Annotated in this window: 13 protein-coding genes, 6 tRNA genes and 1 pseudogene; 17 read left to right on the forward strand and 3 right to left on the reverse strand. The window is 54.1% G+C overall.

The genetic code is table 11. The features are described 5' to 3' along the window. Positions 1-198: 198 nt before the first annotated feature. Positions 199-2,766, reverse strand: a complete 2,568-nt coding sequence (mutS, locus tag DB48_RS11930; protein WP_041510487.1) for a DNA mismatch repair protein MutS — start codon at positions 2,764-2,766, stop codon at positions 199-201. A gap of 330 nt (positions 2,767-3,096) precedes the next feature. Here mutS and recA point away from each other — a divergent pair, with 330 nt between their 5' ends. The 14 genes from recA (at position 3,097) to DB48_RS12000 (ending at position 13,166) form a co-directional block, all read left to right on the forward strand. Then, the gene (recA, locus tag DB48_RS11935; RefSeq protein WP_041510488.1) at positions 3,097-4,158 is read left to right on the forward strand and encodes a recombinase RecA; all 1,062 of its coding nucleotides are present in this window, start codon (positions 3,097-3,099) and stop codon (positions 4,156-4,158) included. A 63-nt stretch (positions 4,159-4,221) separates the two neighbouring features. Beyond that, the gene (gene recX / locus DB48_RS11940) at positions 4,222-4,674 is read left to right on the forward strand and encodes a recombination regulator RecX (protein WP_152619150.1); all 453 of its coding nucleotides are present in this window, start codon (positions 4,222-4,224) and stop codon (positions 4,672-4,674) included. 316 nt (positions 4,675-4,990) lie between these two features. Continuing rightward, positions 4,991-7,615, forward strand: a complete 2,625-nt coding sequence (alaS, locus tag DB48_RS11945; RefSeq protein ID WP_041510489.1) for an alanine--tRNA ligase — start codon at positions 4,991-4,993, stop codon at positions 7,613-7,615. A gap of 306 nt (positions 7,616-7,921) precedes the next feature. Next, positions 7,922-8,119, forward strand: coding sequence for a carbon storage regulator CsrA (csrA, locus tag DB48_RS11950; protein ID WP_011865020.1), 198 nt, complete (start codon positions 7,922-7,924; stop codon positions 8,117-8,119). Positions 8,120-8,332: 213 nt separating this feature from the next. Then, positions 8,333-8,424 (forward strand) — tRNA-Ser (locus tag DB48_RS11955). Positions 8,425-8,445: 21 nt separating this feature from the next. Then, positions 8,446-8,522 (forward strand) — tRNA-Arg (locus DB48_RS11960). Positions 8,523-8,560: 38 nt separating this feature from the next. Next, positions 8,561-8,637: transfer RNA gene (locus tag DB48_RS11965), tRNA-Arg, on the forward strand. 25 nt (positions 8,638-8,662) lie between these two features. Further along, a tRNA-Arg gene (locus tag DB48_RS11970) sits at positions 8,663-8,739 on the forward strand. Positions 8,740-8,791: 52 nt separating this feature from the next. Further along, positions 8,792-8,868, forward strand: a tRNA-Arg gene (locus DB48_RS11975). 8 nt (positions 8,869-8,876) lie between these two features. Next, positions 8,877-8,968: transfer RNA gene (locus DB48_RS11980), tRNA-Ser, on the forward strand. 513 nt (positions 8,969-9,481) lie between these two features. Then, positions 9,482-9,721, forward strand: a complete 240-nt coding sequence (locus DB48_RS11985) for an OadG family protein (protein ID WP_235375391.1) — start codon at positions 9,482-9,484, stop codon at positions 9,719-9,721. Positions 9,722-9,740: 19 nt separating this feature from the next. Next, complete coding sequence (gene oadA, locus DB48_RS11990) at positions 9,741-11,540, forward strand: sodium-extruding oxaloacetate decarboxylase subunit alpha (protein WP_041510491.1); 1,800 nt, start codon at positions 9,741-9,743, stop codon at positions 11,538-11,540. 8 nt (positions 11,541-11,548) lie between these two features. Beyond that, a complete protein-coding gene (locus tag DB48_RS11995) occupies positions 11,549-12,682 on the forward strand; it encodes a sodium ion-translocating decarboxylase subunit beta (protein ID WP_041510492.1) in 1,134 nt (377 codons plus the stop codon). Positions 12,683-12,980: 298 nt separating this feature from the next. Continuing rightward, positions 12,981-13,166, forward strand: a complete 186-nt coding sequence (locus DB48_RS12000) for a hypothetical protein (protein WP_041510493.1) — start codon at positions 12,981-12,983, stop codon at positions 13,164-13,166. A gap of 10 nt (positions 13,167-13,176) precedes the next feature. On the opposite strand, the gene DB48_RS12005 is transcribed toward DB48_RS12000, so the two are convergent. Further along, positions 13,177-13,362, reverse strand: coding sequence for a hypothetical protein (locus DB48_RS12005; RefSeq protein ID WP_041510494.1), 186 nt, complete (start codon positions 13,360-13,362; stop codon positions 13,177-13,179). A gap of 130 nt (positions 13,363-13,492) precedes the next feature. Beyond that, positions 13,493-14,742: pseudogene (locus DB48_RS12010) on the reverse strand (dicarboxylate/amino acid:cation symporter). Positions 14,743-15,021: 279 nt separating this feature from the next. On the opposite strand from DB48_RS12010, the gene DB48_RS12015 reads away from it, so the two are divergent. The 3 genes from DB48_RS12015 to gshA all read left to right on the forward strand — a co-directional run bounded on the left by DB48_RS12015 (position 15,022) and on the right by gshA (position 20,137). Further along, positions 15,022-15,444, forward strand: a complete 423-nt coding sequence (locus DB48_RS12015; protein WP_041510495.1) for a YqaA family protein — start codon at positions 15,022-15,024, stop codon at positions 15,442-15,444. An 88-nt stretch (positions 15,445-15,532) separates the two neighbouring features. Beyond that, the gene (locus tag DB48_RS12020) at positions 15,533-18,367 is read left to right on the forward strand and encodes a M16 family metallopeptidase (protein ID WP_041510496.1); all 2,835 of its coding nucleotides are present in this window, start codon (positions 15,533-15,535) and stop codon (positions 18,365-18,367) included. A 180-nt stretch (positions 18,368-18,547) separates the two neighbouring features. Continuing rightward, on the forward strand, positions 18,548-20,137 hold the full coding sequence (gene gshA / locus DB48_RS12025; RefSeq protein ID WP_041510497.1) for a glutamate--cysteine ligase: 1,590 nt from the start codon (positions 18,548-18,550) through the stop codon (positions 20,135-20,137). The last annotated feature ends 1 nt before the right edge of the window (position 20,138 follow it).

The raw sequence follows: 20,138 nt of genomic DNA on the forward strand, positions 1-20,138 counted from the left end.
CAGGCCGTATGATGGCCAGAAGGTCGATGAGCAGTGCTAGCGTCTTGTTGAGAAAAGTTGCGGTAAGCGCCCTAAGGTGTAAACCTTTTTCATGAAGAGCCGACCCCAGAATTAAAAAAAGCGCATCTCTTAGAGGTGCGCTTTTTGCTGTCTAGACTTAATTAACCTAACTGTATTTAATTAACCAGCTGTATTTAATCAACGTAGTTGTTTGAGCTCATAGAGCAGATCCAGCGCCTGTCTCGGGGTAAGGCTGTCGGGATCTATGGTGTCTAATCTGTCTAGTGCCTTCGAGGCTTCAGGCATGGCGAGACTCAGCTGAGCCTGTCTGAGCTCGGGCTGGCCCTCCTCTCTGTCACGGCTCTCGAGATGATGCAGCTTGTGCTTGGCGGCCTGTACCACCTTGGCCGGTACCCCGGCGAGCGCCGCCACCTGCAGGCCATAACTCTTACTCGCCGCGCCTTCCTGCACCGCATGCATGAAGGCGATGGTGTCGTCATGCTCTATGGCGTCAAGGTGTACGTTAGCCACATTTTCCATCTGCTCGGGTAGCTGGGTCAGTTCGAAATAGTGGGTGGCAAACAGAGTCATCGACTTTAAGTTCTGCGCCAGATGTTCGGCGGCCGACCAGGCGAGCGATAAGCCGTCATAGGTCGAGGTGCCCCGGCCAATCTCGTCCATCAGCACCAGACTCTGCGGCGTGGCGTTATGCAGTATGTTGGCGGTTTCCGTCATCTCAACCATGAAGGTCGACCGGCCGGAGGCGAGATCGTCCGCGGCGCCAATACGGGTAAATATGCGATCCACTGGGCCGATGGCGGCCTTCTGCGCCGGCACGAAGCTACCGATATGGGCCATCAGGGTGATCAGTGCGACCTGACGCATATAGGTCGACTTACCGCCCATGTTCGGGCCGGTCACAATCAACATGCGTCTCGCCGGACTTAGTGCCACCGGGTTAGCGATAAAAGGCGACTGGCTGACACGTTCGACCACGGGATGTCTGCCCGCCTCGATATGGATGCCGCTCTGGGCGGTGAGTTCCGGCCTGTGATAGTCGAGCTGCTCGGCGCGTTCGGCAAAGTTAGTGATCACGTCGAGTTCGGCGGCCGCTCGGGCAAAGGCCTGTAATTCATGTAGACGTGGCATTAAGAGATCGAACAGCTCTTCCCATAGCTGTTTCTCCAGTGCCAGTGCCTTGCCCTGACTGGAAAGCACCTTCTCCTCATGTTCCTTGAGCTCGGCGACGATATAACGCTCTGTGTTCTTCAGCGTCTGTCTGCGCTGATAGCTCATGGGAACCAGATCTGACTCGCGGCGACTCACCTCGATGTAATAGCCGTGCACCCTGTTGTAGCCAACTTTCAGGGTCGAGGCGCCTGTGGCGGCCTTCTCGCGTGCCTCGAGTTCGGCAAGGTAGTCGGTTGCGCCTTGGCTGAGTTTGCGCCACTCATCCAGCTCTGCATGATAGCCCTCTTTAATCACTCCACCGTCGCGGATCAGCATAGGCGGGTTGTCGACGATGGCGCGACTCAGGAGGGCATGCTCTTCGGGAAACTCGCCGATAGATTGTGACAGGGTACGCAGATGTGCGCTGTGACAATCGGCTAGCTGTTGCTGTATTTCGGGCAATAGGGCGAGAGCCTGACGCAGGCGGGCAAAGTCACGGGGGCGGGCACTGCGAATGGCCAGACGCGCCGTGATACGCTCTATGTCGCCCAGGGCTTTTAGCTGCTCATGCAGACTCTCGTGATAACCATTGTCCAGTAGCTCGTCGATAGCATCGTGACGGGCACGAATGATGTTGTGGTTGCGCAGCGGTTCGTGGATCCAGCGCTGTAACATGCGGCTACCCATAGGAGTTGCCGTGTTATCCAGTACCGAGGCCAGAGTGTTATCGCTGCCCCCCTGCAGGTTTCGGGTCAGCTCCAGATTCTTTCGGGTGGCCGCGTCCAGCACTATGCTGTCGCATTGATTGAAACGTGTGATGGCGTTGATATGGGGCAGGGCGGTGCGCTGGGTATCTTTCACATACTGGATAAGGCAGCCTGCTGCCTGCAGCGACAACCTGACTTCTCCTAGGCCGAAGCCATAGAGGTCTTTGGTGCCGAACTGTTCCAGCAGCAGCTTGTAGCTGGTGTCATAGTCGAACTCCCATTCGGGGCGGCGACGCTTACCCGAAAGCGAAGCGATCAGTGCCGGCTCGCTGAAATCTTCGCTGTAGAGCAGCTCTGCCGGATTGGTGCGTTGTAGCTCGGCTTCCAGTGCCTCTTTGCTGGCCAGCTCTGTAACCACGAAGCGCCCAGATGAGACATCCAGGGTCGCGTAACCAAAGCCAACCTTACCGTGATAGACGGCGGCAAGCAGGTTGTCTTGCCTCTCCTGCAACAGGGCTTCATCGGTAAGCGTGCCAGGGGTGACGATGCGAACGATTTTTCGCTCCACCGGTCCCTTAGTGGTGGCAGGGTCACCTATCTGCTCGCAGATAGCCACAGATACCCTGAGTTGCACCAGCTTAGCCAAATAGCCTTCTACCGCATGGTAGGGAATGCCCGCCATGGGGATAGGGTCACCACCACTCTTGCCCCGGGCCGTTAAGGAGATCCCTAACAGCTCAGATGCGCGTTTAGCATCGTCGTAGAAGAGCTCGTAAAAATCTCCCATACGATAAAAAAGCAACATATCGGGTGTTTCGGCTTTCAGCGTCAGATATTGACGCATCATGGGGGTGTGCTTTTCAAGATGTTGAGTATCGACGGCGTTCATGAATTAACCAAGGTATCCTGCTACAAAAATGTCTGTCATAGCCCCGCGGCTAGCACAGAATGAATGGCCTCAATACTAACAATAAATTGATGGCGGTTGCGCATTTATCCTGCCTGTTTGGATAAATTTAGTGCTAATGCGCCTTGGGGCATTTAGCTGGCTTTGTCAGAGCTTAGGCAAAAATAATCGCATACAGTACTTGATACTGTATGATTGTACAGTATACTAGGTTTCATATTGAGACAGCCTAAAGCGATGCAGAAACCGTCTGCGGGCTTTAACTTAACGGATACCCCACAGCGCAGCGTCTGTGATTGAGAGGAAAGCAGAATGAAGATTGATGCGAATAAAGAGAAAGCCCTGAGCGCGGTTCTTGGCCAGATTGAGAAGCAGTTTGGTAAAGGCTCTATCATGAAGCTAGGTGAAAACCGCTCTATGGATGTTGAGACTATCTCAACGGGTTCTCTGTCGCTGGACGTTGCATTAGGTGCCGGTGGTCTGCCACTGGGTCGTATCGTCGAGATCTATGGTCCTGAATCTTCGGGTAAGACAACCTTGACCCTGGAAGTGATTGCGGCGGCTCAGCGCGAAGGTAAGGTTTGTGCCTTCATCGACGCCGAGCACGCGCTGGACCCTATCTATGCGCAAAAGCTGGGTGTGGATATCGATAACCTGCTGTGTTCTCAACCCGATACTGGCGAGCAGGCCCTTGAGATCTGTGACGCACTGACGCGTTCTGGTGCTGTGGATGTGATCATCGTCGACTCGGTAGCTGCCCTGACGCCTAAGGCGGAAATCGAAGGCGAGATCGGTGATTCTCACATGGGTCTAGCCGCGCGTATGATGAGTCAGGCGATGCGTAAATTGGCGGGTAACCTAAAGCAATCTAACACCTTGCTGATCTTCATCAACCAGATCCGTATGAAGATTGGTGTGATGTTCGGTAACCCTGAGACCACAACTGGTGGTAACGCCCTTAAGTTCTACGCCTCCGTTCGTTTGGATATTCGTCGTACGGGCGCCATCAAGGACCGTGAAGAGGTTATCGGTAACGAGACCCGCGTTAAGGTGGTGAAGAACAAGATTGCCGCACCGTTTAAGCAGGCGGAGTTCCAGATCCTCTATGGTGAAGGTATTAACCGCACCGGTGAGCTGGTGGACCTTGGTGTGATGCACAAGCTGATCGAAAAGTCGGGTGCCTGGTACAGCTACAAGGGCGACAAGATTGGCCAGGGCCGCGCTAATGCCGGTAAGTACCTGGTAGAGAACCCAGAGATTGCTGCCGAAATCGACCAGGCGCTGCGCGCCATGCTGCTGGGTGCTGGTCAAGTGGTTGCCGAGTCGGCCACTGGCGATGAGAATGTCGATCTGGAAACCGGTGAAGTATTTTAAGCTGGCCCGTTTCAGCTAATCGGTTTTTGATGACTCAGGCTTTGCAATGACCTTGGTTTTTTCATGACCATGTCGGCGATGCAAGTTGCGGTGGGCCTGCTGGCCCGCCGCGATTATTCCCGCTATCAGATAAAGAGTAAGCTGAATCAGAAAGGCTTTCTCGACGGCGAGATCGAAGCGGTGCTAGGCGAATGTGAGCGCCAGGGCTATCTCGATGACGCCAGGTTTGCCGGACTCTTGTTGCGTTCTCATATCGCCAAAGGTCATGGTCATAATAAGATTCGTCAATCCATGTCGCAGAAGGGACTGACTAAAGAGGTTATCGAGTCGATCCTCAATCAGAGCGATTGTGACTGGTTCGAGCTGGCGAGGCAGAAAGCCGCCAAGAAGTATGCCGCTAGCGGCCCTATTCAAGATCAGAAAGACCGCGCCAGGCGAGTGCGTTATCTTCTCTCCCAAGGTTTTGGCTTCGATCAGGTCGCCTATGCCTTAGAGGTCGACCCCGACTTAGATTAAGACCAATTCCCTGACGACTATCTAAGCAATGGCTATGGCTCAGGCGCAGGCTATGAATCAGGCAATGACTCACACAATGGCCCTGATTATGACCCAGGCAATGTTTCAGACTAGGATTAAGTCATAGCCTGAAAGTCATCCTCGCTCTATAGCTAACAGACCCAATGGAAACTGAGGCTTTTTACGGTTTCTTTGGGGATCCTCGGCTAAACCTCTGGTTGTTCCCCCATAGACTGCTTATAATGCTGGGCTAACTGAGCATCGTCGGTGAACCTTTTGCTTTCATCGCTAAAATAATCAAATTCAGGATGATTTCATGTATCAAACCACTGCAGCGCTGAGAAGTGCTTTCTTGGAGTTTTTCCGCAGAAACGGTCACCAGGTTGTGGACAGCAGTTCACTGGTACCTGGCAATGATCCCACCTTGCTATTTACCAATGCAGGGATGAACCAGTTTAAAGATGTTTTCCTTGGGGAAGACAAGCGTGACTATACTCGAGCCACCACGGCCCAGCGCTGTGTGCGCGCTGGCGGTAAGCATAACGACCTAGATAATGTCGGTTACACCGCGCGTCACCATACCTTCTTCGAGATGCTGGGTAACTTCAGCTTCGGTGATTATTTCAAGCAAGATGCGATTCGTTTTGCCTGGACCTTTCTAACCGAAGAACTCAAGCTGCCAAAAGAGCGTCTGTGTGTCACCGTCTATGAGACAGACGATGAAGCCTTCGAGATCTGGAACAAAGAGATTGGCGTAGCGGCCGAGAACATCATCCGCATCGGCGATAACAAGGGGGCAGCATATGCCTCTGACAACTTCTGGCAGATGGGCGATACCGGCCCTTGTGGTCCTTGTACCGAGATCTTCTACGACCACGGCGAGCATATCTGGGGTGGCCGTCCTGGCACACCTGAAGAAGATGGTGATCGCTTCATCGAAATCTGGAACATCGTATTCATGCAGTACAACCGTCAGGCCGACGGCACCATGGATCCGCTACCTAAGCCTTCGGTCGATACAGGTATGGGCATAGAGCGTATCGCGGCTATCATGCAGGGCGTGCACTCAAACTATGAGATCGACATCTTCCAGTCACTGATCAAGAAGACCGCCGAAATATTGGGCGTTACCGACCTGGAGAACAAGTCGCTGCGCGTCGTCGCCGATCACATCCGTTCTTGTGCCTTCTTGGTTGCCGATGGCGTAATGCCATCAAACGAGGGCCGTGGTTACGTACTGCGCCGTATCATTCGCCGCGCCGTGCGTCATGGTAATAAGCTGGGTGCCAACGAAGCCTTCTTCTATAAGCTGGTACCGACACTTATCGAAGTCATGGGCGACGCAGCCAAAGAGCTAGTGGCGACCCTGGCGATCGTCGAAAAGGCACTGAAGGCGGAAGAAGAGCAGTTTGCTCGCACCCTGGAACGTGGCCTTGGCATTCTCGATAACGCTCTGAGTCAGCTAGCGGGTAAGGAGCTTGACGGCGAGACAGCCTTTAAGCTTTACGATACTTATGGTTTCCCAGTGGATCTCACCGCAGATGTGTGCCGCGAGCGCGATATCACGGTCGATGAAGCCGGCTTCGAGGCGGCCATGGCCGAGCAACGTAGTCGCGCCCAGGCGGCGGGACAGTTTGATACAGATTACAACGAAAGCCTGAAGATAGATGCCGAGACCGAGTTCTGCGGTTATAGCGACCTTAACGGTGAAGCTAAGGTGATTGGTCTCTATGTCGACGGTCAGGCGGTCGATGCCCTAGCCGAAGGCGACCAAGGTGTCGTAGTGCTCGACAGCACACCATTCTATGGCGAGTCTGGTGGTCAGTGTGGCGACAAGGGCCTACTAAGCGCCGCAGGCGTCGAGTTCCAGGTGAAAGACACCCAGAAATATGGTCAGGCAATGGGCCATATCGGTCAGGTTAAGACTGGTGGCATCACCATGGGTCAAACCCTTAATGCGGCCGTGGACAAGAAGCTAAGACATCGCACCGAACTCAACCACTCTGTGACTCACCTGCTGCATGCCGCGCTGCGTCAGGTTCTGGGCACTCACGTGAGCCAGAAGGGCTCTTTGGTAGAGCCTGAGCGTCTACGTTTCGACTTCTCTCATTTCGAAGCCGTTAAGCGTGAAGAGCTTAAGCAGGTCGAAGATCTGGTTAACACCCAGATCCGTCGCAACCACGAGCTGAAGGCCGAGGTGATGGATATAGACCAGGCCAAAGAAAAGGGTGCCATGGCGCTGTTTGGTGAGAAGTATGATTCTCAGGTTCGCGTGGTGACCATGGGGGATTTCTCTATCGAGCTATGTGGTGGTACTCACGTGGGTCGCACCGGTGATATCGGCCTGTTTAAGATCACCTCTGAAGGTGGCATCGCCGCCGGTATCCGTCGTATCGAGGCGGTCACAGGGGCGGCGGCGATCGCTTATGTTGGAGAGCAGCAGGCTCAGCTCGAACAAGCGGCTTCCTTGCTCAAGGGCGATAGTGCCTCTGTTGTGGCTAAGCTTAAGGCGCAGCTGGACAAGACCAAGCAACTTGAGAAGGAGCTGTCTCAGCTTAAAGACAAGCTTGCGGCGGCGACCAGCGCCGACCTGGCCGGTGAGGCTCAGGAGCTTGCAGGCGTTAAGGTGCTGGTTAAGCAGCTTGACGGCGTCGAAGCCGGTGCGCTGCGTGGCCTACAGGATGAGCTCAAGCAGAAGCTGCAATCTGGCATAGTAGTGCTGGGGATTGCCGGTGATGCCAAGGTGAACCTAATTGCCGGCGTGACCAAAGACTTGACCGGTAAGGTCAAGGCCGGTGAGCTTGTTGCCATGGTGGCTGCTCAGGTGGGCGGTAAGGGCGGTGGACGCCCAGACATGGCCCAGGCCGGTGGTAGCGAGCCTGCTAAACTAGCGGGCGCATTGGATTCTGTGATCCCTTGGCTGTCTGAACGTTTGGCCTAAGTTGCCTCAATAGAAAAAAGCGCTCCCTGAGCGCTTTTTTTGTGCCATATTGATTGAAGCATAGGTCGAGGTACGGTTTAAGGTGTTAAATATAAAGCTGGTTTACTTGACCGCCCTTAATATCTTGGATATCTGTTAATGAAGATTTGGCTAAATCAGCGATGTGCGGCACATTTAAGCGAACTAACATGCAATAAAAGGGTGTTTTTCATCAGAACACTATTAATTTGTACTAAGCTGACCGTATAATAAGGTCATAACGGAATAATGCCGTATAAGCAGAATTAGGAACTAAAGGAGCAAAAAATGCTGATATTGACTCGTCGTGTTGGTGAAACACTGATGATTGGTGATGAAGTTACTGTCACCGTTTTAGGCGTAAAGGGTAATCAAGTTCGTATTGGTGTGAATGCACCAAAAGAAGTTTCAGTTCATCGTGAAGAGATTTATCAGCGTATTCAGTCTGAAAAGTCAGGTAGCTCTTCGGAAGGCGGCAATTTTTAAGCGATAGATATAACCGGCGTTACACGATAAGAGTCAGCAAGTTTGCTGGCTTTTTTGTTTTTAGCTGGCAGCTTTTTAACCATAACGGCGACATAGCATACAGGCTATTAGGGGAAATATGGATAACTGCTTAAAAACAGCTCAAACAGCATTTGTTTAGGAGAAATGGTTTGACTTATTTTCTTCAAACAGTAATATGTGCGCCAAGAAAACGGAGAGGTGGCCGAGTGGCCGAAGGCGCTCCCCTGCTAAGGGAGTATGGGCTTTATCTCCCATCGAGGGTTCGAATCCCTCCTTCTCCGCCATTTCTTAACTGACAAAACAGGGCGCGTGTAGCTCAGCTGGATAGAGTACCTGGCTACGAACCAGGCGGTCAGAGGTTCGAATCCTCTCACGCGTACCATTTGTTTTTCAGTAAAAGTAGGTTTATAGATATAAGATGCGCGTGTAGCTCAGCTGGATAGAGTACCTGGCTACGAACCAGGCGGTCAGAGGTTCGAATCCTCTCACGCGTACCATCTCTTCACTTACTTAAATTTCTGTGCGCGTGTAGCTCAGCTGGATAGAGTACCTGGCTACGAACCAGGCGGTCAGAGGTTCGAATCCTCTCACGCGTACCATATTTTAAAATCGACGGTTTTGGCCGTCGTTTTGTTTGAAAGCCTAGAATTTGCGCGTGTAGCTCAGCTGGATAGAGTACCTGGCTACGAACCAGGCGGTCAGAGGTTCGAATCCTCTCACGCGTACCATTTTAGACGGAGAGGTGGCCGAGTGGCCGAAGGCGCTCCCCTGCTAAGGGAGTATGGGCTTTATCTCCCATCGAGGGTTCGAATCCCTCCTTCTCCGCCATTATTAAAACCCGCAACTTAGGTTGCGGGTTTTTTTATGCCTGTTTTTCGTATCTCTCTCAAATCTTACCCCTATCTGGCCCATGGTTAAGCCAGACCTCTCCATACACAGCCGATAACCTGTGTAGATTGCATAATTTTGCATTTCTCGCAGGTTCTCGTTCGTATTCGTGAATTCAATTTTCAAGCGGGTTAGGGCTTTTTAATCAAACTCTGCATATGGCGGCTAAAATTTTATGTGATCGTCAAAAATAACTGCCATTTATTGTGAAATAACCGAAAGCCCCTTATCAATTAGTCTTATTTTGGTAAGACCAATTTACAACGTGCTCGCCTTTTTGTTATAGATTGGTTAAGGTTTCCTGCCTAAAGGCGATCCCTTTGCGCCCTAATCGACGACACCTGTCATGTCATCTGTCGATTTTTAAGCGTGTTACCTGAATAAATAGCATGTCGTGCGGCTAGTCCGTTAGTCTGATGTGCTCGATTAACCTGAGAGGATAGTATGGAATCAATGGCTCAACAGATAATGGAAGCACTGACGATCATGGTGCTGGGAATGGGGTTGGTGTTTATCTTCCTAACTATACTCATTGGGGTCGTTAATCTGGTGGCCTGGAGATGTGCGCCTAAGCCCAGTCTTGCACCACTCGCCGAGGCGAGTGAGCCGCAAGCGCCACGCTTTCCGGGCGTCGACCCTAAGATGGTCGCCGTGATCACCGCCGCCGTACATCAATATCGCGCCAAAGCATAAATAGAAGTAGGGAGTTTTTATGAGCAAGCCACTTGCATTAACCGACGTCGTGTTACGCGACGCCCATCAATCGATTCTTGCCACGCGTCTTCGTATCGACGATATGCTTCCTATTGCCCCCTTACTGGACAAGGTGGGCTTCTGGTCGCTGGAATCCTGGGGCGGTGCGACCTTCGACGCCTGTATCCGTTATTTGGGGGAGGATCCTTGGGAGCGGATCCGTGAGCTCAAGAAGGCGATGCCCAATACGCCGCAGCAGATGTTACTCAGGGGGCAGAATCTCTTAGGCTATCGCCACTATGGCGACGACCTGGTACACAGATTCGTCGAACGCGCACATGACAACGGCGTCGATGTGTTCCGTATCTTCGATGCCATGAATGACGTACGTAACCTGGAGACGGCCGTTAAGTCGGTGGTCGAGGTGGGCGGTCATGCTCAGGGTACCATCTCCTATACCACGAGTCCGGTACATACCTTAGATACCTGGGTCGATATGGCTAAGCGTCTGGAAGATATGGGCTGTCACTCGCTCTGTATCAAGGATATGGCTGGCCTGTTAAAGCCTTTCGATGCTTTCGACCTCATTAGCCAGCTCAAGGCGCAGACAAACCTGATTGTCTCCATGCAGTGTCATGCCACTACAGGCCTGAGCACGGCAACCTACCAAAAAGCGATAGAGGCCGGCATCGACGTGCTCGATACCGCCATCTCTTCCATGAGTCAAACCTACGGCCATAGCGCTACCGAGACTCTGGTGGCCATGGTAGAAGGCACAGACAGGGCCACAGGCTATGACATGGAGCTGCTGGAGCAGATCGCCGCCTATTTCAGGGAGGTGCGTAAGAAATACGCCGCCTTCGAAGGAGAACTCAAGGGGATCGATTCGCGCATTCTACGCGCCCAGGTACCCGGTGGCATGCTTACCAACATGGAAAATCAACTGAGGGAGCAGGGCGCCGCCGATAAGTTGGACCTGGTGCTCGAAGAGATCCCTAAGGTGCGTGAAGATCTTGGTTTTATTCCGTTGGTCACGCCTACCTCGCAGATCGTTGGCACCCAGGCGGTGATCAATGTGCTCACCGGCGAGCGTTATAAATCGCTGACCAAGGAGACCGAAGGGGTACTTAAGGGCGAATATGGCGCCACACCAGCCCCGGTTAACAGTGAGCTGCAGGCTCGTGTGCTGGCCGGTGGCGAGGCGATCTGTTGTCGCCCGGCCGACTTGCTGCCCAATGAGCTAGACAGCCTGAGAGCCGAGCTTAACGACAAGGCCGCCAGCGACAAGATAAGTCTGGCTACAGAGGTGGACGATGACGTATTGACCTACGCGCTCTTCCCACAGATTGGCCTTAAGTTCCTTAAGAATCGTGATAATCCTGATGCTTTCGAGCCTAAACCCGAAGCACCTCAGGCCGCAGCTCAAGCCACAACTCAAGCCGCACCGGCGAGCGAGCCACAAGGTAAGGAGACCTATACGGTCAATGTTCAGGGCCAGAGCTTCGTGGTAGAGGTCTCTCCCGGCGGCGATATCAGTCAGATAGTGCCGAGTGAGAACGTGGTGCCATTCGCGGCGCCAGAACCCGCAGCGCCTGCCGTCGGCGACGGGGCGCCCATGAACGCGCCTTTGTCGGGCAACATCTTCAAGGTCAATGTACAGCCAGGTGACGCCGTTAAGGCGGGGGATGTGGTGATCATCCTAGAGGCGATGAAGATGGAAACGGAGATCCGCGCCGAATCCGATGGCGTGGTCGCCAAGGTGTGGGTCAAGGAAGGTGACTCTGTTGCCGTTGGCAATCAATTGCTTGCCATTGCATAGGAGCTGAGATGGACGGATTAATCGCCTTTTGGGCCGAGTCGGGTATTGCTAACTTTACCGGTGGCCAGTTGTTGATGATGGCTGTGGGTGGGCTCTTGCTCTATCTGGCCATCGCCAAGGGATTTGAGCCACTGCTGCTCTTGCCTATCGGTTTTGGTGCCATATTGGCCAACATTCCCAACGGGGGCTTCACCGAAGAGGGGGGCATGCTCTATTACGCCTATCACGTGGGGATCGAGACCGGGGTCTTCCCCTTGCTGATCTTCATGGGTGTCGGCGCGCTGACAGACTTTGGTGCCCTTATCGCCAACCCTAAGATGCTATTACTGGGGGCGGCGGCGCAGTTTGGGATCTTTGCCACCTTAATTGGTGCCATCGCGCTCAATGCGGTGCCTGGATTTGAGTTCTCCATGACGGATGCGGCGGCAATTGCCATCATCGGCGGCGCCGATGGTCCGACGGCAATCTTCCTCGCCTCCAAGTTGGCCCCCGAGCTGCTCGGTGCCATCGCGGTGGCAGCATACTCCTATATGGCGCTGGTGCCCATCATCCAGCCGCCCATCATGAAGCTGCTGACCACAGAGGCCGAGCGCCAGATCAAGATGGAGCAGCTGCGTGAGGTGAGTAAGCTTGAGAAGATCATCTTCCCGCTCGCCGTGCTGGGACTGACCATACTCTTCCTGCCGGCAGCAACCCCTTTGGTGGGCATGTTCTGTCTGGGCAACTTAATGCGCGAGTCCGGTGTGGTCGACAGACTCTCCAACACGGCGCAGAACGAGTTGATCAACATAGTGACCATCTTCCTGGGTCTGGCGGTCGGCTCTAAGCTTTCGGCGGACAAGTTCCTGCAGCTGGAGACCTTAGGCATCTTGGTATTGGGGGCCGTGGCCTTCGGCATCGGTACGGCCGCCGGCGTACTGATGGCCAAGCTGATGAGTAAGCTGTCTGGCGGTAAGATCAACCCACTTATCGGCGCCGCAGGTGTCTCGGCCGTGCCTATGGCTGCCAGGGTGGTGAACAAGGTAGGTCTGCAGGCCAATCAGCAAAACTTCTTGCTGATGCATGCCATGGGGCCGAACGTGGCCGGTGTGCTGGGCTCTGCGGTCGCCGCCGGTGTCTTGCTGGCGGTGCTGGGCGGCTAGCCTATTTAGACTCGAAGCGTCTTAAACCTCAAAACGGTCGGCATTTGTGTCGGCCGTTTTTATTTGTCTCTGCTTACTCGACTTGTGGCATTAGTCCTGATTTAACGCCTTTTTATGGCTTGATTGATTACGCCTCTCCACCAAGGTGGCTGCCATTGGGCTTACCTTAATCAAGCTAATGCTAAAGCGCTTGATGCAGATCAACGTCTGCCTCGCAGGTTTAGCGTCTAATAAGTGTGACACAGCTCTCAATACGTCTGTTTTGGTGAGCCATGATCCAATAAGTGAGGAGTAGACGATGGAATTACGACCCAACTGTTATACCGATATCTGTGTGAACGGCAAATGGTTTCATTATGATCACGGCGACCTTTCGGTGTTTATGTTAAACGGCGGCGATCCCTTAACCTTCGAGCTGAGTGAGCAGCCCACCACAGAAGCCGAGCTTGAGGCGCACCTGGAAAGCTTTACCCGCGAGGGCTAACGCGGTTAAGTCAACCGCGCAGGTTTTGCCCGGCGGTCAGCCAGAGTAAGAAACCGAGTGAGAAGATGAGGGTCGCGCTGATCGCTATGATGTAGATAAAGCCCTTCTTGCCTTGTTTTAGCGGCACGCCGTTGAGATAGAGAAACAGTGCCCAGAACAAACTCAGTATGATAGGTAGTAAAAACAGGCGGGCCATGGCGGTTAATCGTTACCTTATTGCTGGTGCGAGTATTATATGATTTAAACTTACTATTTCTGTTTTAACAAGCAATTAGCAATAAAAAAGCCGCAATATGCGGCTTCTTCTTTAAAAGGCGTGACAGGAATTAACTGGCGACCTCTGGGGTTTCAGCCTCTTCGTTGCGATAAAACTGCTCTTGGTCGAGTTGGCCTTCCGACTTGCCCACCACGACGGCTGTCATCATGTCGCCGGTGACGTTGGTGGCGGTGCGGATCATGTCGATCACCCTGTCGATAGAGGCGATGAAGGCGATCCCCTCGAGCGGCAGACCTATGACCCCCAGGGTGACAGAAAGCATTACCATGGCACTGCCCGGTACGCCGGCGGTGCCCACAGAGGCCACTGTAGCGGTAACGGCGATCAGCATATAGTCGGTGGTCTCCAGTGGGATACCGTAGATCTGGGCGATGAAGATGGCGGCGATTGCCGGATAGATACCGCCACAGCCATCCATGTTCATGGTGGCACCGAGTGGCAGCACGAAGGCGCCATATTTCTTCGACACGCCCATGGTCTCTGTGGCACGGGTGCTGGCGGGCAGGGTGCCGAAGCTCGATGCCGTGGTAAAGGCAACCAGCTGGGCCGGCATCGCCTTTCTGAAGAACTGCACCGCGCTAAGGCCTGCACCAAATCTCACCAGGCCGCCATAGACGAAGATCATGTGGATCAACGCGGCGATATAGATGGCAGCGATAAACTTACCAAGGGGCAGCAGGGTAGATAGACCATATTCGCCGACGACCCAGGCCATCAGGCCGATACGCCGATAGGGGTCAGTTGCAGCACCATGCGGGTCAGCTGGAACATCACCTCGGCACCGGCTTCGATGGCGTGCTTGAGTGGCGCGGCCTTCTCGCCAACCTTATTGATGGCGATGCCGACTAAGGCGGCAAAGACGATGATCTGTAGCACCTTGCCTTCTGCCAGGGAGGCAAACGGATTCACCGGGATCATGTCTAGCAGCACCTGAGCGAAGCCGGGCACGTTACGTTCGCGCACCTCTGTGGTGGCCAGCTCTAGCGAGCCACCCATGTCGATCAGGCTGCCGATGGTCAGGCCGATAAGCGAGGCGATGGTGCCGGTTAGCATGAACATGGCCAGGGTCTTGATACTTAGGCGCTTAAGGCTGACATCATTACCAAGAGAGGTGATGCTGACCACTATGGCGCAGAAGATAAGCGGCGCAACCAGCATCTTGATTGCCGCGATAAAGAGGTCGCCAAGGGGCTTTAGTTGGGTTGCTTGTTCGCCTAGGATCACGCCCAGGCCTACCCCTAAAATGAAACCGGCGAGAACCTTCTGCCAAAAGGGGATCTGTTTAATTATTTGCCACATGGGATCTATTCCAAATTTTATTAAGTCGTTATTGTGGATGGCGTTGTCGAATCAAAAATGAATTGCTTGTTCTAGCATGAGCCATCCAGGTATTTCAACCTTAGCGAGTGAGCCAGACATTGTATCTGGCCGCAGCCTTGCTTACCAAAGCGATTTTGTTATAACTTATTGTGATATAAGAGTTTGTTTTAATAAGATTAAATTTTTACTTTTAGGTAACATCATCAGCTTGAATGATATACACATAAAAATTTACTTTTTTTCATTAGGTAAGGGATCATGACCGCGTTATGGTTGATCTTTAGTGGCGCCTTTTTGGCGGCCACCCTGTTGCCCGGAGGCTCTGAGGTGCTGCTGGCGGCGCTGATCAATCAGGCACCAGAGACCTGGGTGTCGCTGGTGGTGATGGCAACCCTGGGGAACACCTTGGGATCTTTGACCAGTTACTATCTGGGCGCACTGGGACGCTTTGCCAAGACGCCCGAGGAGATGGCTAGCGGTCGCTATCGTCATGGGTTACAGCTTATCGAGCGCTACGGCTACTGGAGCCTGCTGCTCGCCTGGACCCCCCTCATCGGTGATATCTTATGCCTGCTGGCGGGGTGGCTAAAGCTGCCGCTGATTAAGTCCAGCATAATGATTTTTATAGGGAAAGGAGTGCGCTATCTGCTGGTTGCAGCCTTGGCGCTACATTGGTTGTGAGCAGTCTGGTTTGTGTCTGATACTGAGTCGCCTCGTCATAGAGCCGACTCGATAAAAAACACACCACTGCTTCAAATAGGAGTAAAGAATGAAAAAATGGATATTGGCTGCGGCAATTTCGGCCGCGCTGAGCGCCTGTGCCAACGCGCCGGCTAATCTGGCACTGCCTGAAGGCGTTTCGCTGGTCGAAAATGTTGCCCTGGCCGAGTCGGGCGTGGGGATCCCCTATAAGAAATATCAGCTGGCCAATGGCCTGACGGTGATCCTGCATCAGGATCATTCGGACCCTCTGGTGCATGTGGATGTCACCTATCATGTGGGCTCGGCAAGAGAGCTGCCCGGCCGTTCGGGGTTTGCGCACCTGTTCGAGCACATGATGTTCCAGGGGTCAGAGCATGTGGCCGACGAGCAGCACTTCAAGACGGTCACCGAGGCAGGCGGCAATCTAAACGGCACCACCAACACGGACCGCACCAACTATTTCGAGACAGTACCCAGCAATCAGCTAGAGAAGATGCTCTGGCTGGAGTCGGATCGCATGGGGTATTTCCTGCCCGCACTCACGGATAACAAGTTTGAGGTGCAGCGTGAGACGGTGAAGAACGAGCGCGCCCAGCGTATCGACAACCAGCCCTATGGCCGCATGAACGAGCGCTTTAATCAGGCCTTCTATCCGAGCGGTCATCAATATTCCTGGCCCGTCATCGGCTGGCCCGAGGATCTTGATCGCGCCGAGCTCGATGATGTGAAGCATTTCTTCCAGCGCTGGTACGGGCCCAACAACGCCACCCTCACCATTGGTGGCGACTTCGACGAGGTGCAGACCCTGGCCTGGGTGAACAAATATTTCGGCGAGATCCCCAGAGGTCCAGAGGTGAAACCTGAGCCAAAGGCGTTGGTGACACTGGATAAGACACGTTACATCTCCATGGAAGACAGGGTGCACCTGCCGCTGCTGCGCATGGCATTTCCAACTGTCTACGCCAGCCATGAAGATGAGGCGGCGCTGGATCTGCTGGCCAACATCATAGGTGGCGGCCCCACCTCATTGGTTTACAAGAACTTAGTCAAAGATGGTTATGCGGTGCAGGCAGGGGTGAGCCACCCTTGTCAGGAACTGGCCTGTCAGTTCTCTATCTATGCCCTGGCCAATCCGGCCAGAGGCGGTCAGCTTGCGGATGTCGAGCAGCGCATCAGGGAATCTATTGCCGAGTTTGAACAGCGTGGCGTGACCGACGATGATCTGCAGAAGGTGAAGGTGCAGTTCGAGGCGAGCACCATCTTCGGCCTGCAGAGTGTTAAGGGTAAGGTGTCGACTCTGGCCCTGAATCAGACCTTCTTCGGTAATCCCGACATGATAGCGCACGATCTTAAGCGCTACGCCAACGTGACCAAGGAAGATGTGATGCGGGTGTTTAACACCTACATCAAGGGCAAGCCGTCTGTGGTGATGAGTGTCGTGCCTCAGGGGCAGAAGCAGTTGATCGCCCGTCAGGATAACTTTGTACCGCCGGCGCCGCGTGTGGCTGCCGAGGCCGTGAGCGGCATGGTTGATGTGGCAAAGGCTGGAAGCAGCTTCGATCGCAGCGTCATGCCGAACGCCCAGCAGGCACCCGTTATTACGGCGCCAAGCCTGTGGACAGATAAGCTGAGCAACGGCATAGAGGTCATGGGCACAGAGAGCGACGAGACGCCTACCGTCGAGCTGCTTATCTACCTCAACGGTGGCCATCGCCTGGCGGATGTGAAACAGGCGGGGCTAGCCGGCCTGACCGCGGCCATGCTTAACGAGTCGAGCGAGCAGCGCAGCACCGAAGAGCTGGCTCAGGCACTTGAGATGCTTGGCAGTAGCGTCAGCTTCGGCAGCAGCGTCTATCAGAGCTATATCAAGGTCTCGGCCTTGACCTCACATCTAGATGAGACCCTGGCCATCGTTCAGGAGAAGCTGTTCCATCCTGGCTTTAAAGAGAGCGATTTTGCCCGGGTACAGCAGCAACACCTGCAGAGCCTGCAGCACATGCAGTCTGACCCTAACTATGTCGCCGACAGCCAGTTCGATGCCTTGCTCTACGGCAAAGACACGGCCCTGGGGGTGAGCGACATGGGCACGCCAGAGACAGTATCTCAGCTGACACTGGATGATGTTAAGGCTTTCTACAACAAGCAGTTCCGCGCCGGAAACGCCCAGATAGTGGCCGTGACTAACCTGTCTAAGGCGCAGCTGATGCCTAAGCTTAAGGGCCTTGCCAAGTGGCAGGGGGAGGCGACGCCTATGCCTGAGCTTGCAGCCATGCCAAAGCTTGATGCCGGTACCGTCTATATTCTGGATAAGCCGGGCGCGGCGCAGTCGGTGATCAAGATAGGTAAGCGCGCCATGGCCTACGACGCCACAGATGAGTTCTTCAAGTCTTACCTGATGAACTACCCGCTCGGCGGCGCCTTTAACAGCCGCATCAACCTCAATCTGCGGGAAGACAAGGGCTACACCTATGGCGCCCGCAGCTACTTCAGCGGCGGCAGCGAGCTTGGCCTGTTCGAGGCGTCGGCCAGCGTACGCAGCGATGTGACGGCGCAGGCGCTCAGCGAGTTTGCCAAGGAGATCAATGCCTATCAGGCTGCCGGCATGACAGACAAGGAACTGAGCTTCCTGCGCAGCTCTATCTCTCAGGGGCAGGCTCTGGATTATGAGACGCCATACCAGAAGGCGGGCTTCATGCGGAAGATCCAGCGTTATGATCTCGCCGCCGATTACACTCAGCAGCAGGCCGAGATCATCAACTCGGTCAGCAAGGATGAGCTCAATCAGCTGGCGAAGGATAAGCTGGCACTGGACAAGATGATCGTCCTGATCGTCGGCGACAGGGCCAAGATAGAGCAAGAGATTAAGGCCCTTGGCTACCGGGTGAGTAATTTAGAGTTGTAATCTGTAGATTGCGCCCCAATATAAGCCTTAGCGGTGAGCATTAACTCTGCTCACCGCTTTATTTTTTCCCTTGCCAAGGATCTAGCACAGCGGCTATTTTGTGGTGATGGCGAAAGCAAACGCGCTTTTTGCAGGTCTGACTTGCAAGGCAAACGGTTGAAGCAATGAGAGACGAAGAATTTGAACTCTTTCGATGAAGTGATAGGCCTACTCGATAACGAGCAGGGAAGCGCCGCACTGGCAGGTATGCAACGAGGTATTGAGCGCGAAGCATTACGTATCGAGCCAAATGGTCATCTGGCCATGGATAAACATCCTAAGGCGCTCGGCTCGGCCCTGACCCATTCGCGGATCACCACAGACTACAGCGAATCCCTGTTAGAGTTTATTACCCCTGTCTATCAAGATATCCCCGCCTTACTGACGGATCTCACCCAGACCCATGCCTTTACCGTAAGGCACCTGGGCGAGCAGCAGCTCTGGCCGGTGAGCATGCCCTGTTATGTGGGCGATGTGGCCGATATTCCCATTGCCGATTATGGCAGTTCCAATACCGGCAAGCTTAAGCGTTTGTATCGCAAAGGGTTAACCTATCGCTATGGCGCCCAGATGCAGATCATCTCTGGCGTACACTTTAACTTTTCCGTGTCCGATGCCCTGTGGGAGCAACTCTACCAGGCATCGGATAAGCGCCTCAGCCGGGGCGATTTTATTTCCGAATCCTATTTTGGATTGATCCGTAACTATCGCCGTTTGGTATGGGTACTACCTTATCTGTTTGGCGCGTCGCCGGCTCTGTGTGGCTCCTTCATCAAGGATCAAAAAACCGATCTCGCCTTCGAAAAACTGGGTAAGGGCACCCTCTACCTGCCGTATGCCACCTCGCTACGCATGAGTGATCTGGGGTACACCAACAAGGAGCAGGAGCGGCTTAACATCAGTTACAACTCCCTGGCGGATTACCTCGAGGGGATCAACGCGGCCATCAAGATGCCATCGGCCAGTTTCGAGGCGATAGGCGTCAAGGTTGACGGCGAATTCCGTCAGTTGAATGCCAACGTGCTACAGATAGAAAACGAATTTTACTCACCCATCCGCGCCAAGCGGGTCACGCTGGCCGGCGAGAAGCCTTCTCAGGCATTGGCCCGCGCCGGAGTCGAATATATCGAGGTGCGTGCACTGGACGTTAACCCATTCAGCCCCGTGGGTATTGATGCCGATCAGGTGCGCTTCCTGGATCTCTTCCTGCTGCACTGCCTGCTGACGCCATCGCCGAAGAGCGATGCACAGGACGAGGCAGCCATCGGCGATAACCTGAGCCGGGTGATCACCCGCGGCCGAGAGCCGGGGTTGACCCTTAACCGTGCCGGTGAGGAAGTGACGCTGCAGGCCTGGCTGGAGTCGCTCTTTGGTGAGCTAAATACTTTGGCCAAGCTGCTCGATGGTGAAGAACAGGCCTATCAAGACAGTCTGGCCCATTGGCTTGAGGCGGTGCGTGATCCCGCGAAGACCCTATCTGGCCGCGTGATGTCGACGCTACTGGCCGAGGGGATAGACCACAGCCAGTGGGTGAAATCGCTGGCGAAAGATTATTATCAGGCCCTGCTTGAGTATCCACTCTCACCAGAGGTTGAGGCGGCCTATGAGGCGGCGGCTACGCAATCCCTCGCGGCCCAGGCCCAGCTTGAGGCCGAATCAACCCAGGACTTTGAACAGTATCTTGCCGACTACTTCGCCGAGGCGCCCGCGCCGGTAGAGCAAGTGGTGTAAA

It is taken from the genome of Shewanella sp. cp20 (assembly GCF_000832025.1).
In the GTDB taxonomy this organism is placed as follows: Bacteria; Pseudomonadota; Gammaproteobacteria; order Enterobacterales; family Shewanellaceae; genus Shewanella.